Origin of the sequence: Nocardia sp. MH4, from assembly GCF_019266065.1 — a bacterium.
In the GTDB taxonomy this organism is placed as follows: Bacteria; Actinomycetota; Actinomycetes; order Mycobacteriales; family Mycobacteriaceae; genus Nocardia; species Nocardia canadensis.
Genome location: NZ_LPNR01000077.1, coordinates 31,425 through 44,251, shown reverse-complemented (window position 1 = coordinate 44,251; position 12,827 = coordinate 31,425). Strand labels below are relative to the sequence as shown.

The 12,827-nt window shown below is 70.9% G+C and carries 15 protein-coding genes; 13 read left to right on the top strand and 2 right to left on the bottom strand.

What is annotated here, in order from left to right; all coding sequences use genetic code 11:
* Window positions 1-2: 2 nt before the first annotated feature.
* From ATM97_RS08010 to ATM97_RS07995, 4 genes are all read left to right on the top strand, one after another.
* Window positions 3-830 carry an ABC transporter permease gene (locus tag ATM97_RS08010; protein WP_218717309.1) on the top strand — a complete coding sequence of 276 codons (828 nt, stop codon included), beginning with the start codon at window positions 3-5 and terminating at the stop codon, window positions 828-830.
* On the top strand, window positions 806-1,570 hold the full coding sequence (locus ATM97_RS08005) for an ABC transporter ATP-binding protein (protein WP_218717308.1): 765 nt from the start codon (window positions 806-808) through the stop codon (window positions 1,568-1,570). The genes ATM97_RS08010 and ATM97_RS08005 overlap by 25 nt, the downstream gene beginning before the upstream one ends.
* Window positions 1,567-2,916 carry an LLM class flavin-dependent oxidoreductase gene (locus ATM97_RS08000; protein ID WP_218717307.1) on the top strand — a complete coding sequence of 450 codons (1,350 nt, stop codon included), beginning with the start codon at window positions 1,567-1,569 and terminating at the stop codon, window positions 2,914-2,916. The genes ATM97_RS08005 and ATM97_RS08000 overlap by 4 nt, the downstream gene beginning before the upstream one ends.
* A 241-nt stretch (window positions 2,917-3,157) precedes the next feature.
* A complete protein-coding gene (locus ATM97_RS07995; RefSeq protein WP_218717306.1) occupies window positions 3,158-4,360 on the top strand; it encodes an MFS transporter in 1,203 nt (400 codons plus the stop codon).
* Window positions 4,361-4,528: 168 nt separating this feature from the next.
* Here the strand turns inward: ATM97_RS07995 and ATM97_RS07990 are convergent, their stop codons facing one another.
* Window positions 4,529-5,107: a TIGR03086 family metal-binding protein gene (locus ATM97_RS07990; RefSeq protein WP_218717305.1), complete on the bottom strand. Its 579-nt coding sequence runs from the start codon at window positions 5,105-5,107 to the stop codon at window positions 4,529-4,531.
* A 62-nt stretch (window positions 5,108-5,169) separates the two neighbouring features.
* Between ATM97_RS07990 and ATM97_RS34845 the strand changes: the two genes are divergently transcribed.
* On the top strand, window positions 5,170-5,934 hold the full coding sequence (locus ATM97_RS34845) for an AraC family transcriptional regulator (RefSeq protein ID WP_218717304.1): 765 nt from the start codon (window positions 5,170-5,172) through the stop codon (window positions 5,932-5,934).
* Here ATM97_RS34845 and ATM97_RS07980 read toward each other — a convergent pair.
* Window positions 5,931-6,515, bottom strand: a complete 585-nt coding sequence (locus tag ATM97_RS07980; protein WP_218717303.1) for a TetR/AcrR family transcriptional regulator C-terminal domain-containing protein — start codon at window positions 6,513-6,515, stop codon at window positions 5,931-5,933. The genes ATM97_RS34845 and ATM97_RS07980 overlap by 4 nt on opposite strands.
* A 148-nt stretch (window positions 6,516-6,663) precedes the next feature.
* On the opposite strand from ATM97_RS07980, the gene bioB reads away from it, so the two are divergent.
* The 8 genes from bioB (at window position 6,664) to ATM97_RS07940 (ending at window position 12,772) form a co-directional block, all read left to right on the top strand.
* On the top strand, window positions 6,664-7,677 hold the full coding sequence (gene bioB, locus ATM97_RS07975) for a biotin synthase BioB (protein ID WP_019046302.1): 1,014 nt from the start codon (window positions 6,664-6,666) through the stop codon (window positions 7,675-7,677).
* Between the two features lie 26 nt (window positions 7,678-7,703).
* Entirely contained in the window at window positions 7,704-7,913 is a 210-nt protein-coding gene (locus ATM97_RS07970; RefSeq protein ID WP_218717302.1) for a hypothetical protein, read from the top strand.
* Entirely contained in the window at window positions 7,913-8,560 is a 648-nt protein-coding gene (locus ATM97_RS07965; RefSeq protein WP_218717301.1) for a DUF2567 domain-containing protein, read from the top strand. Before ATM97_RS07970 ends, ATM97_RS07965 begins: the two co-directional genes overlap by 1 nt.
* A 72-nt stretch (window positions 8,561-8,632) precedes the next feature.
* Entirely contained in the window at window positions 8,633-9,166 is a 534-nt protein-coding gene (locus tag ATM97_RS07960; RefSeq protein WP_218717300.1) for a DUF1353 domain-containing protein, read from the top strand.
* Between the two features lie 124 nt (window positions 9,167-9,290).
* The gene (locus ATM97_RS07955; RefSeq protein ID WP_218717299.1) at window positions 9,291-10,415 is read left to right on the top strand and encodes an AI-2E family transporter; all 1,125 of its coding nucleotides are present in this window, start codon (window positions 9,291-9,293) and stop codon (window positions 10,413-10,415) included.
* On the top strand, window positions 10,412-10,828 hold the full coding sequence (locus tag ATM97_RS07950; protein ID WP_308248409.1) for a hypothetical protein: 417 nt from the start codon (window positions 10,412-10,414) through the stop codon (window positions 10,826-10,828). The genes ATM97_RS07955 and ATM97_RS07950 overlap by 4 nt, the downstream gene beginning before the upstream one ends.
* 40 nt (window positions 10,829-10,868) lie before the next feature.
* Window positions 10,869-12,521, top strand: coding sequence for a hypothetical protein (locus ATM97_RS07945; RefSeq protein WP_218717298.1), 1,653 nt, complete (start codon window positions 10,869-10,871; stop codon window positions 12,519-12,521).
* Entirely contained in the window at window positions 12,518-12,772 is a 255-nt protein-coding gene (locus ATM97_RS07940; RefSeq protein ID WP_218717317.1) for a hypothetical protein, read from the top strand. Before ATM97_RS07945 ends, ATM97_RS07940 begins: the two co-directional genes overlap by 4 nt.
* Window positions 12,773-12,827: the final 55 nt, after the last annotated feature.

Genomic DNA, 12,827 nt, shown 5'->3' with positions numbered 1-12,827 from the left:
GGATCCGCAGTACCCCGGCGCCGGTCGCGGCGCTCGCGCCACGCGGGCGGGGCAGGCGCACACTCGGGCCGGGCAAGCCCATCCCGTTCGGTGTCGCGCTCGGTCCCGCGCTGCTCGTCGGCGCGTGGGTGCTCGGGTCGGCCAGCGGCGCGCTGGACCCGGACACGCTGCCCGCGCCGTGGACGGTCGCGCAGACCGCCGGTGACCTGATCGCCGACGGGCGCCTGCAATCGAACCTGCTGACCTCGCTGCGACGCGCCGCGATCGGGCTCGGGCTCGGTGTGGTGATCGGCGTCGTCCTGGCGCTGGTGGCGGGTCTGAGCCGGATCGGCGAGGCGATCGTCGACGGGCCGGTCCAGATCAAACGCGCGATCCCGACGCTGGCGCTGATCCCGCTGTTCATCGTGTGGTTCGGCATCGGCGAGGAGATGAAGCTGATCGTCATCACGACCAGCGTGCTGATCCCGGTCTACATCAACACCCACGCGTATCTGCGCAGCGTGGACGCCCGGTACGTGGAGCTCGCCGAGACCGTCGGGCTGTCGCGGTGGGGTTTCCTGCGGCGGATCGCGCTACCGGGGTCGCTGCCGGGCTTCTTCCTCGGACTGCGGCTGGCGGTGACCATCTCCTGGCTGGCGCTGGTCGTGGTCGAACAGGTCAACGCGACCAGCGGCATCGGCTATCTGATGACGCAGGCACGCACCTACGGACAGATCGACGTCATCGTCGTCGGTCTGGTGATCTACGGACTCCTCGGGCTCTTCGGCGACCTCGCCGTGCGGGCGGCGGAACGGAAGGCGCTGGCATGGCGACAGACACTGGGCGACTGATCGACGAGGGCCGGAGCGTGGTGCGCACCCGCGCGCTCACCCGTGGCTTCGGCGAGCGGATCGTGCTGGACGGCATCGACGTCGAGATCCGGCGCGGTGAGTTCGTGGCGCTGCTCGGCCGCAGCGGCTCGGGCAAGAGCACGCTGCTGCGGGCGCTGGCCGAACTCGATGCCGACGTCCCCGGCTCCGGTGAGCTCACGGTGCCGACCCAGCGCGCCGTGGTGTTCCAGGACTCGCGGCTGCTGCCGTGGGCGCGGGTGCTCGACAACGTGGTGCTCGGGCTCACCGGGCGCGACGCCGCCGCGCGTGGCCGCGCCGCGCTGGCCGAGGTCGGCCTGGCCGGGCGCGAGAAGGCGTGGCCACGGGAGCTTTCCGGTGGCGAGCAGCAGCGGGTGGCGCTGGCCAGGTCGCTGGTGCGCGAGCCCGAACTGCTGCTGGCCGACGAACCGTTCGGCGCATTGGACGCGCTCACCCGGATCCGGATGCACGCGCTGCTGCAAGCACTGTGCGAGCGGCACCGGCCCGCCGTGCTGCTGGTGACCCACGACGTGGACGAGGCCGTGCTGCTCGCCGACCGTGTGCTGGTCCTGGACGAGGGCCGGATCGCGATCGACCAGCGCATCGATACGCCGCGCCCGCGCAGGCACGCGCACCCGGAGTTCATCCGGCTGCGTGAGGTCCTGCTGGCCGGGCTCGGCGTCGACACCGCCGAATTCGAGGAAGTGAAGCAAGCGTCATGAGTGCACCACGGCAACTGAGTCTCAACGCGTTCATCTACCCGTCGGGCCACCACGAGGCGGCCTGGCGGCATCCCGACAGCAGGCCCGACCGGATCTACGACGTCACCTACTACCAGGAGATCGGGCGTACCGCCGAGGCGGCGAAGCTGGACGCGGTGTTCTTCGCCGACGGGCCCGCGCTGCGCACCGACGTGCGCCACAATGCCGCGCCGGGCCTGGAGCCGATCACCCTGCTCACCGCGATCGCCGCGGCGACAACACATCTGGGCCTGATCGCGACCGCGTCGACCACCTACTACGAGCCCTACAACCTGGCACGGCTGTTCTCCTCGCTCGACCACATCTCCGGTGGCCGGGCGGGCTGGAACATCGTCACCACCGGCACCGATCTGGCCGCGGCGAACTTCGGCCTCGATCGGCATCCCGATCACGCCGAACGCTATGCCCGTGCCAGGGAATTCGTCGACGCGGTGGTCGCGCTGTGGGACAGCTGGGAGGACGACGCGATCCTGCTCGACCGTGCGGCCGGCCTCTACGCCGACCCGGACAAGATCCATCCGATCGACTTCGTCGGTGAACATCTTCGTGTGCGTGGGCCGTTCAACGCCGCGCGCACACCGCAGGGGCATCCGGTGCTGGTGCAGGCGGGCGCGTCGAACGAGGGCAGGGCCTTCGCGGGCAAGTACGCCGAGGCCATCTTCACCGCGCATCAACGGCTGTCGGACGCGCAGGCCTTCTACGCCGACATCAAGGCCAAGGCCGCGGAGTTCGGGCGCGACGCGAGCGAGGTGAAGATCCTGCCGGGGATCAGCCCGTTCATCGCCGATACCGAGGCCGCCGCGCTGCGGTTGGAGCGGGAGTTCAACGAGCTGACCGTGCCCGAATACGGGATCAAGCAGCTGGAGTCCATCACCGGGACCTCGCTGCGCTCCCTCGCGCTCGACGAGCCGGTGCCGGTCGAGACCTTCGCCGGGGCCGGTGATGTCACCGACAACGCGCGCAGCCGGTTGCAGGTGGTGGCGGGCATCGTCGAGCGGGAACGGCCGACCCTGCGCGGGCTGCTGCACCGGCTGGCGGGCGCCCGGGGACACCGGGTGTTCGCGGGGACGCCGGAGCAGGTCGCGGACACGATCGAGGAGTGGTTCACCCAGGGCGCGGCCGACGGTTTCAACGTGATGCCGCCCTACTACCCGGGTGGGCTGGAGGTGTTCACCGAGACGGTGGTGCCGATCCTGCAGGAGCGCGGGCTGTTCCGCACCGAATACACGGGCACCACGCTGCGCGATCACTTCGGGCTCGCCCGTCCGCGCGGCCGGGTCGCGGTGGAACCCGTCAGCGTCGGATGAACCAGCTGGACGACGAAAGCTGTTGTACCGCAGGTCTATCGCAGGGGCCACGGGCCAATGCCGGCGACCGCCGACCCGGCGGTGGTGGGAACGTGGTGCCCGTCCCGTCCGATCCGTCGGGCGCGACCGGGGTTCGGGTGGGTGCGCGCTGTCGCCCGCTGGATCGGTTCGGCAGCCGCGATGCCGGACGTGCGCAGGTGGCCTCGGGTCGTGATCGTCGGCCTCGGCCGGCCGGGTTCCGGTGAGCGCCGGGGTCGTCGGCGGCGTCGACTCGGTGCGGCTGCGGTCGCTGGTGTGGCCGGTGTTCGCGCCGATGGCGCTGTACGGCGTCGGAGCCGGGGCCGCCGCGCCGATGTACGCGTTGCGGGCGTTGGACCTCGGGGCGTCGGCGGGTGCGGCGGGACTGATCGTCGCGCTGAGCGGGCTCGGGATGGTACTGACGGATCTGCCCGCGGGGCGGATCGTCGCGCGGATCGGGGAGCGGGCGGCGATCGGCGTGGGCAGTGTGCTCGGCACGGTCGGGGTGCTGGCGGCGATCCTCGCGCCGAATCTCGGGGTGCTGGCGGTGGGTCTGCTGCTCAACGGGGCGGCGGGTGCGGTCTGGGGGCTGGCGCGGCAGACCTATCTGGTCACGGTGGTGTCGCCCGATCAGCGCGGGCGGGCCATGTCGACGCTGGCGGGCGCGCATCGGCTCGGGTTCTTCTGCGGGCCGTTCCTCGGCGCGGCGCTGGTGCACGGGTTCGGTCCGGTGGGCGCGCTGTGGCTGCAGCTGGTCACCACGCTACTGGCCAGTGCGGCGATGGTGACCATCCGCTCCGCCGATCTCGACGACGTGGCCGCGCTGCGGCCGCTGCACACGGTGGTCTCCGAAAACCGCAGGGCGCTGAGCACTCTCGGGCTCGCCTCGGTGGCGGTCGGCGCGGCTCGGGCGTCCCGCACGGCATTGCTGCCGCTGTGGGCCGCGCATCTCGGTATCGATGCCGCGACCACCAGTCTGCTGTTCGGGCTGGCGGGTGCGGTCGACGTGCTCATGTCCTATCCGGCCGGGGTCTGGCTGGATCGGGCGGGCAGCCGGGTCACCGGCATCGCCTGCGGCGTCTGTTTCGCGGCGGGCTACGCGGCACTGCCGTTCACCCACTCGGCGCTCACCATGGGCGCCGCGACCATGCTGCTCGGCCTGGCCAACGGCCTGAGCAACGGCCTGATCATGACCGTCGGCGCCTTCGCCGCGCCGGAGGACCGCCGCGCGGAATTCCTCGGTGCGTGGCGATTGACCCACGATGTGGGGATGTTCGCGGGTCCGGTCTCGGTCGGCCTGGTCGGCGCGGCCGCGGGTCTGGCGTCGGCCGGTGCGCTGCTCGCGATCGGCGTCGGGTTGGGCACCGTCGCGATCTACCGCTGGTTCCCTGGGCGCGTGCGGCCACGGCTGGTCAGCGACGAGTGATACTGCGGCTCAGGGTGGTTCGGGCCGTGGGTGCGGGTGATCGCGGAGGAGTGCGACGGCTCCCTGTTGTTTTCGGTCCACTGTGGATGCGGGGTCCGTGGGGAGCGGCCTACTGCCCGGCAGATGCGGCGAGGCACCTGCCGGGCGGAGGTGCCCGGGTGTAGCGGTCTACTTCCCGGCGGGATCGCGGCCGGTGAGGCCGAGGATGCGGTCGAGGAGGGGAGCGTCGGCGGCGACGGGGATCTCGGGGCCGTAGATGCCCATCGCGCGCCCCTGGTCGGCGGTCGCGGCGGTCTCGTCGAGGACGTAGTCGAGCAGGTCGTCGTCCCACTCGACGGTCGTACCGAGGGCGCGGGCGAGATCCCAGCCGTGGACGATCAGTTCGCCGACGACGATGCCGCCGACCAGCGACGCGGGCAGTTCCGTCGGCCCGCCCAGGCGGGTGGTGCCCTGCCACGCCGCAGGGTCGCGCCAGGCGGCGGCCAGCTCGCCGAGCTGGGTCTCGAGGGCGGTGGACCAGTCGTCGGCGGTCAGATCGACCTCGGTTTCGGCGGCCGCGGGCGGAGCGACCGCCGCCTTGCTCGCCGCGCCGACCAGGGACGGACCCCAGAACAGCAGATGGTTCAGCAGGGCGCGGACATCGAATTCGGCGCAGGGCGTGGGGGCGGTGAGCTGGTCCGGCGTGAGGGTGCGCAGGAGCTTCGACAGTGGTTCGGCGGCGCGGGCGACGCGTTCGGTTTCGGACATGCACCGAGGTAACCATCGTCGACAGCGCGCTGTCTTGAACAAACGCGACATACACTCGCCGCGTGGAGCGCGATCCGCGGGAACTCGGGGGCGCCTGGCGTGCGGCGCAACAGCACACGTTCGCCGACCCGTCGGGGGAGCCCGCGCGCTATGTCGCCCGGTATTGGTCGGTGACCTGGGAGTACGAGCGGCCGTATCGGCAGTTGGTGGTGCCGCTGCCGAACGTCCACCTGAGCTTGCGGGACGGGCGGGCCGAGGTGCACGGGCCGTCGTCGTCGCACGTGTACCGCGAGTTGTCGGGGGCCGGTTCGGTATTCGGTGTCGCGTTCCGGCCCGGCATGTTCCGCCCGTTCCTCGGCGGCCCGGTGGCCGAGCTACGAGATCGGACAGTCGATGCCGCAACGGTTTTCGGCCGTGAGTTGCCGGTCGCGGCCGATGTCGACTCGGTGGAACGCTTTCTCGTCGAGCGCCTGCCCGCCCCCGATCCGCAGGCCGAGCTCGCCGCGCGGGTGGTCGATGCGATCGCCGGGGACATCGAGGTGACCAGGGTGGAGGCGATCGCGGACCGGTTCGGGCTGAGCGTGCGCGGGCTCCAGCGGATGTTCGCCGAGTACGTCGGACTCGGCCCGAAATGGGTGGTGCGCCGCTATCGCTTGCACGAGATCACCGAGCGCCTCGCCGGCGGGGTCGTGATCGACTGGGCCGCGACCGCCGCGGACCTGGGCTACGCCGACCAGGCGCACCTCAGTAGGGACTTCCGCCGGATCTTCGGCGAACCGCCGACCCGCTACGCGCAACGGTACGAACCGCGCCGAGACGGTCCCTAGCGGACGCGCGTGCCCAGGATGGTGCGCACGCCCGCGATGAACAACTGCAGGCCGAAGTCGAAGCGCGCGGTCGGGTCGGGGGTGTCGTGCAGCGGTGAGGCGTCGTCGGCGAGCGCGCCGACGGAATCCATCTGCATCCGCGACTGCTCGTCCACGGTCTGGCCGAGCACGTAGTAGAGCAGGGTGTAGGCCGTGAGTTCGGCTTCCTCCCTGGTCATTCCGCCCCGGATGACGATGCCGGCCAGACGTTCGCGGGCCTTGCTGGTGGTCAGGCGCGAGGCGTAGGTGGCCGAGACCAGTTCGGCGCCGTCGCGGTAGGCGAGCAGACAGTCGCGCAGACGGTGGGCGAGTTCGGTGAGTTGCTCGGGCCATTCGACGGCGGTGATCGGCTCGTCCATCGGCGCCAGGATCCGGTCGGCGACCGCGCCGAGCAGCGACTGCTTGTCCTTCACGTGCCAGTACAGCGCGCCCGGCTGGACCTGCAGCGATCCGGCCAGCCGGCGCATCGTCAGGTCGCCGAGACCGTACTGGTCCAGAATCGCGACGGCGGCATCGACCACATCCGTCTTCCGCAGTTGCACGCGTGTCCTTCCCCAGAGATTCACCGACCCGAGTGTCGTGTCTCACTCGCACCCGCTACCCTAGCCTGAACACCGTTCAAGTTGCACGGCCACGCCGGGTGGATCACACCCGCGCTCGTGCACGCACCCGTCGAAGGGACATCACGTCGTGACACAGGCACCCGTCCAGACCGACATTCTGGCCATCGCCCGTGAGCAGGTGCTCGAGCGCGGCGAAGGCCTCACCGAGGCGCAGACCGTCGAGGTGCTGCGCCTGGGCGACGACCGCCTGGAAGCGCTGCTCGAGCTCGCCCACGAGGTGCGGATGAAGTGGTGCGGGCCCGAGGTCGAGGTCGAGGGCATCATCAGCCTCAAGACCGGCGGCTGCCCGGAGGACTGCCATTTCTGCTCGCAGTCGGGCCTGTTCCAGTCGCCGGTGCGCGCGGCCTGGCTCGACATCCCCAGCCTGGTCGAGGCGGCCAAGCAGACCGCCAAGACCGGCGCTACCGAGTTCTGCATCGTCGCCGCCGTCCGCGGCCCGGACGAGCGCCTGATGGCCCAGGTCGCCGCGGGCGTCGAGGCCATCCGCAACGAGGTCGACATCCAGGTCGCCTGCTCGCTGGGCATGCTGAACCAGGAGCAGGTCGACCAGCTCGCCGCGATGGGCGTGCACCGCTACAACCACAACCTCGAGACCGCCAAGTCGCACTTCCCGAAGGTGGTCACCACGCACACCTACGAGGAGCGCTGGGACACCCTGCGCATGGTGCGCGAGGCAGGCATGGAGGTCTGCTGCGGTGGCATCCTCGGCATGGGTGAGACCATCGAGCAGCGCGCCGAGTTCGCCGCGCAGCTGGCCTCGCTCGAGCCCGACGAGGTGCCGCTGAACTTCCTCAACCCGCGCCCCGGCACCCCCTTCGGTGACCTGGAGGTGCTGCCCGCGGCCGACGCGCTGCGCGCCATCGCCGCGTTCCGCCTGGCGCTGCCGCGCACGATCCTGCGTTTCGCCGGTGGCCGCGAGATCACCCTCGGTGACCTGGGCGCCAAGCAGGGCATGCTCGGCGGCATCAACGCCGTCATCGTCGGCAACTACCTCACCACCCTCGGCCGTCCCGCCGAGTCGGATCTCGATCTGCTGGGTGAGCTCAAGATGCCGATCAAGGCGCTCAACGAAACCCTCTGAGACGCGGGCGCAGTAGGGTGACAGACATGGACGAGCGCTACAACCCGTTCACCGGCAAGCGGATCGTGCCGGGGCTCGACGACGCGATGCCCGCGGCCGCCGCGCTCGGGCTCGAGCCGCCGCGGTTCTGCGAGCACTGCGGTCGGCGGATGATCGTGCAGGTGAGCCCGGACGGCTGGTGGGCCAAGTGCTCCCGGCACGGGGTCATCGAATCGGCGCAGCTGGAACGCCGGTAGTGGTCGCCGAGGTCGGCGCCGCGCCGCGTCCGGAGGTCCTGCGCCGTGAGGTGATCGGCGTCGGTGTCGTCGCGGTCGTCGTGCTCGTGGCGAGCGCGGCGGCCGGGGTGGCGTGGGGTCTGCTCGCGCCGACCGAACGGCTGCGGGTGACCCAGCCCGGCCGCGCCGCCGTCCTCACCGGCGAGAGCCTGCACCTGTTCGACGCGGTCGGGATGTTCCTGTGCCTGGGCGCGGTGGTCGCGATGCTGACCACGATCGCCGCGTGGCGGGTGCGCAGCGTGCGCGGTCCCGCGCTGGTCGTCGGGATTCTGCTCGCCTCGGGACTCGGTGCGGCGGTGATGATGTGGCTCGGCGAGGCGGTCGCCGAAGGCAGGCATCCGCGTCCGCACGATCCCGCGGTCGGGCAGATCGTCGCGTTGCCCGCGGAAGTCGGCACCGACCTCGCGCTGCTGGTGCAGCCCTTCCTGGCCGCGCTCGTGCTGCTGTTCCTCGCCGCGCTGCACCCGCGCACCGATCTCGGTTCGGGCTCGGCGGGCCTGCTCGGTGACCTGCGACCGGTCGAATTCGACGACTATCCGGTGGCAGGCCAGGCCGAGGAATATCGCCCCAGCGGCGATTTCGATTCGAGTCCGCAACCGCGCGTCTGAGCGCTTCCCCCGACCCCGCGCGGCGCTACCATCGCCGATATCGGCAGGTGGACGGCTCGGGAGGAGTGGGTCGTGGGTTTCATCGGAGGCGGCCCGGTCGTCGAAGAGCTGGACGCGAAATTCTGGCGGCTCATCGAACCGCTCACATATCAGGGTGCGACGCAGACCTTCACGGTCCCGGCCGGATTCCGCACCGACTTCGCCTCCGTGCCACGGTCGCTGGTCTGGCTGATCCCGCGCTACGGCGCCTACACCCGGGCCGCGATCCTGCACGACTATCTGTGCCGCACCGAGACGGTCAGCCGCGCCGACGCCGACGGCATCTTCCGGCGCTGCCTGCACGAGTTCGCGGTCTCGACGCCGCGGCGCTGGATGATGTGGGCCGCAGTGCGTCTGGGCAGCCGCCTGCGCGGCGCGACACCCGGTGACTTCGCGCGCTGGCTCGTGGTCGCGCTGCCGTCGGTGGTGTTCCTGACGGTGCCGGTACTCGTGGTGACGCTGGCGCTGTGGCTGTTCTGGGTGGTCGAGCTGGCCTTCTGGGCGGTCGGCCGACTCGGCAGGCGGACATCCGCGCCGCCGCCGACCCCGCAGATGAAGACGGCCTGACCGAACTTCACCCAGAACGGGCGATGTGCGCGGCCCGCGACCTCCCTAGCGTCGGTCCCTGGAGGACTGGGCGACACCGCGCGAAGTCTTCTCCGGCTGTGTTCACCAGACCGAGGGAGTGTCGATGTCCGAGCCGAGTACGAGCGCCGCGGCGCCGCCGTCCTGGATGATCCCCCGCGGGCTGATCGTGCTGTTGTCGCTGGCCGCGGGCGTGGTCGTGGTCGGGGGCCTGAAAGTCTTCTCCGGCATCGTCGGCCCGGTCTTCCTGGCACTCATGCTCACCATCGCGGTGCAGCCGTTGCAGGGGTGGGCGCAGCGCCGTGGCTGGTCCACCTGGGTGGGGATGGTTCTCGCCCTGGTCGCGGTGGTGGGAATTCTGCTCGGGATCGGTCTGGCGCTGGCGGTCTCGGCCTGGCAGCTGGCCTCGCTGCTCCCGGAATACGGCGACAAGCTGAACTCGCTGCTCGACAACGTCCGCGGGCTGCTCACGGACCTGGGCATCAGCTCCGACCAGATCCACAAGGTGCTCGACGGCGTCGATGTCGGCAAGGTCGCCGAGCTGGTCGAGTCGCTGCTCGGCGGTGTGCTCGGCGTGTTCTCGAATCTGTTCTTCGTCCTGGCCCTGCTGCTGTTCATGGCCGTCGACGGGATGACCATGGACAAGCGGATGCTCGTGGTGCGCGAGCAGCGGCCCGCGATCGCGAGCGCCCTGCTGTCCTTCGCCGAGGGCACCCGCAAGTATCTCGTCGTATCCACCGTGTTCGGCGCGATCGTGGCGGTGATCGACGGTGGCGCACTGTGGTTGATGGGCGTGCCGCTGCCGATCCTGTGGGCGCTGCTGTCGTTCATCACCAACTACATCCCGAACATCGGCTTCGTCATCGGTGTCATCCCGCCCGCGCTGCTGGCGCTGCTCGACAGTGGGCCGGTGCTGATGATCTGGGTGATCGTGGTCTACTCGGTGATCAACTTCGTCATCCAGTCGATCATCCAGCCCAAGTTCGTCGGCGACGCCGTCGGTTTGGGCGTGACCATCACCTTCCTGTCGCTGGTGTTCTGGGCGTGGGTGATCGGCGCGCTCGGTGCGCTGCTCGCCATTCCACTGACGCTGCTGGTCAAGGCGCTGCTGCTCGATATCGATCCGTCGACCCGGTGGGCCGATGTCCTGATCGGCGCGCCGTTGCCGAAACCGGTCCCGGAAGAAGCCGAGTCGGAGCAGGAACAGGAGCCGGAAGCGAAGCGGCCGTGACGACGACGATGGTGGCGGCTCCGCCGCGTCCGGTGACACAGGGCGTCGCCGCCGGGATCACCATGCTGGCCGTCGCGCTGCTGCTCGTCGCGAGCATCCTGGAGATCCTGCGCGGCATCGCGTGTCTGGCCGGCGGCGAGATTTTCGACACCACAAGGCCGTACACGTTCGAACTGGACCTCAGCACCTGGGGGTGGCTGCATCTGCTGGTCGGGGTGTGCGGGGTCGCGATCGCCCTCGGCATGATCCTGGGCGCGCGGTGGGCGCTGGTGGTGGCGGCCGTGCTGGCCGGGGTGTCGATCATCGCGAATTTCGCGTCGCTGCTGTACTACCCGTGGTGGTCGGTGGTGGTGATCCTGCTCGATCTGGCCGTCGTCTGGGCGGTGTCCACCTGGGAACCCGAGCGCTACTGAGCCGATCGGGATTCCGCAGCCTCGACAGACCGGAGCCGCCATGTCCGCGCCAGCCAGCACGACCGCCGGTCCGGCGATCGGGACGGCGGGTAGGCGGCGCGCGGGGGTGGGCTCGGCGTCCGTCGTCGTCGGTCGGCTGGCGGGGTGGGCGGTGGTCGTCTTCGCGACCGCGCTTGCCTTCCGGCGGAGCTGGCGCGAGCTCGGTGTGCCCGTCGACAGCGGTTACGTGGGGTTCAGCGCGGCGCTGCTCGGTGTGATCGGCCTGGCCGCGCTCGGTCTCGCGCTGCGGCCCGCACCGCAGGCGCCCCGGGATCGAGTCTCCGACCTGGTGCTCGGGTCGGCGGGTCTGATCACCGCCGCGGGCCTGCTGGGTCTGTTCACGGTGCGGCTGGACGAGCAGTACGGTCCGCTGCGCCTGGATCTGCTGGCAGCCTGGGTGTTCGGGATCAGCGCGATCGTGGTGGTGCTCGGGGTGCGGCTCGTCGTCCGGTTCTGGCCGGTGTGGGCGATGTCGCTGGCGTTGCTGCCACCGGTGTACGGGACCGGGTCGGCGCTGCTCGGTGGAGACCGAATCGCCGTGGGCGGGGTGCTGGTGATGCTCGCCTCGTGCGCGGTGGGGATCGTGGTCCGCGATGTCGTCGCGGTGGCCGCCACCGTGCTGATCGGCGTGGTGGCGGTGGTCGCGGTCGATCGGTGGCTTCCACTGTTCAGCTGCCAGGTCGTGCCGCTCGTCGTGGGCGTGACGGTTGTGCTCGCGGCCCGCGGGTCGTCGTTCGGGCGGTCGAGCTCGTTCGCCACGGCCATCTCGGGGGCGGGTGCGTGGCCAGGTCGATCGGCGTCGGCGGTCGTCCGTGGCGGCGGAGCGTGCGTCGCACGATCCGCCGACGGCCTGGAAGGTGATGCGCGGTGCTGTGGTGCGCGGTCGGTACCGGGTGTCGATCTCGGACGCCACCTCCGTGGCGAGCGTCGGCTCGGGCGGCACGGTCACCGGCAGCCGGTGCGACTCGGGATGTGCGGCGCCGGTGTGGTGGTGGCCGTCGCCGTGGCTCTGGCGTGGATCCCGCTACCCGGTGCCAAGACCGCCGAGTTCACCACGGTCGCGGGTGTCGTCGCGGGCGAGCGGGTCACCGCGCCCGGCTGGAACGTGGTCGATCATCACGAATACCCGTGGATACCGGACTATTTCGGTCCGGCAAGCTCCGGCACCCGGCAATTGCTCGAGGCCGACGAGGTCGATCTCGGCTGGGACTCCGCCGGAGACAAGCGCCGGGTGGCGGTCGACGTGATCAGCGCCGCGAGCGGCGAGAGCATCGGCAGATACCCGGAATTCGCGCTCTATCGGCTGGCCGAGCCCCGGTTCGGTCCGGCGTCCTACTTCGATCTCGGCAACGGCATCGTCGGACGCATGCGCACCGTCGTCGACGATCGCCCGGCCCTGCGCTGGACCTGGTTGAGCTGGGACTGGCAGGGCGCGGGTGGCGCGGAACGGGTGACCTTGATCGCCTCGACCGACCACCTGCCCACCGCGGTGTTCCCGGAACCGGACGGCTCGCTCGGCACCTCCGCGAGCACGATCCTGCGGCAGATGGCGCGCGGACGGCCGGTCGACGGCGGACCCGCCGTGCTCACGGACACCGACCTGCTGCTCACGCTGGCGCACCTCGTCGTCGCGGTCCGCACGGGCGCACTGTGACCGTGCGGAAAACCGGTGGCGTCCACGGTGCCGCGTCACCTACCGTCGACCGGTCGATATCTGCTCCGGGGGAGGACCTGGCCGTGCGCGCCACCGAGAACACCAGCACCGAACAACCCGCCGAGCGGCCCGATCTGGCCGCCTGGCGACGTCGGCACGCGCTGCGCAGCTCGTCGGCCGCCACCGCCGTGCCCAGCGGCCGCACCTACCGGCGCTCCGCGAAGCACCGAGATCGCCGGTATGACAGCTGAACGGGCGCGGCCGACGACTGGGTCCGGCTCAACCGGGCGCACTGGGACGAGCGCG

Excerpts from the sequence above, each read along its gene's own strand:
- ATM97_RS07970 (WP_218717302.1), top strand. The coding sequence starts at position 7,704 with ATGGACGAGCGCTACAACCCGTTCACCGGCAAGCGGATCGTGCCGGGG.
- ATM97_RS08000 (WP_218717307.1), top strand. The coding sequence starts at position 1,567 with ATGAGTGCACCACGGCAACTGAGTCTCAACGCGTTCATCTACCCGTCG.
- ATM97_RS07990 (WP_218717305.1), bottom strand. The coding sequence starts at position 5,107 with ATGTCCGAAACCGAACGCGTCGCCCGCGCCGCCGAACCACTGTCGAAG.
- ATM97_RS08005 (WP_218717308.1), top strand. The coding sequence starts at position 806 with ATGGCGACAGACACTGGGCGACTGATCGACGAGGGCCGGAGCGTGGTG.
- ATM97_RS07955 (WP_218717299.1), top strand. The coding sequence starts at position 9,291 with ATGTCCGAGCCGAGTACGAGCGCCGCGGCGCCGCCGTCCTGGATGATC.
- ATM97_RS07945 (WP_218717298.1), top strand. The coding sequence starts at position 10,869 with ATGTCCGCGCCAGCCAGCACGACCGCCGGTCCGGCGATCGGGACGGCG.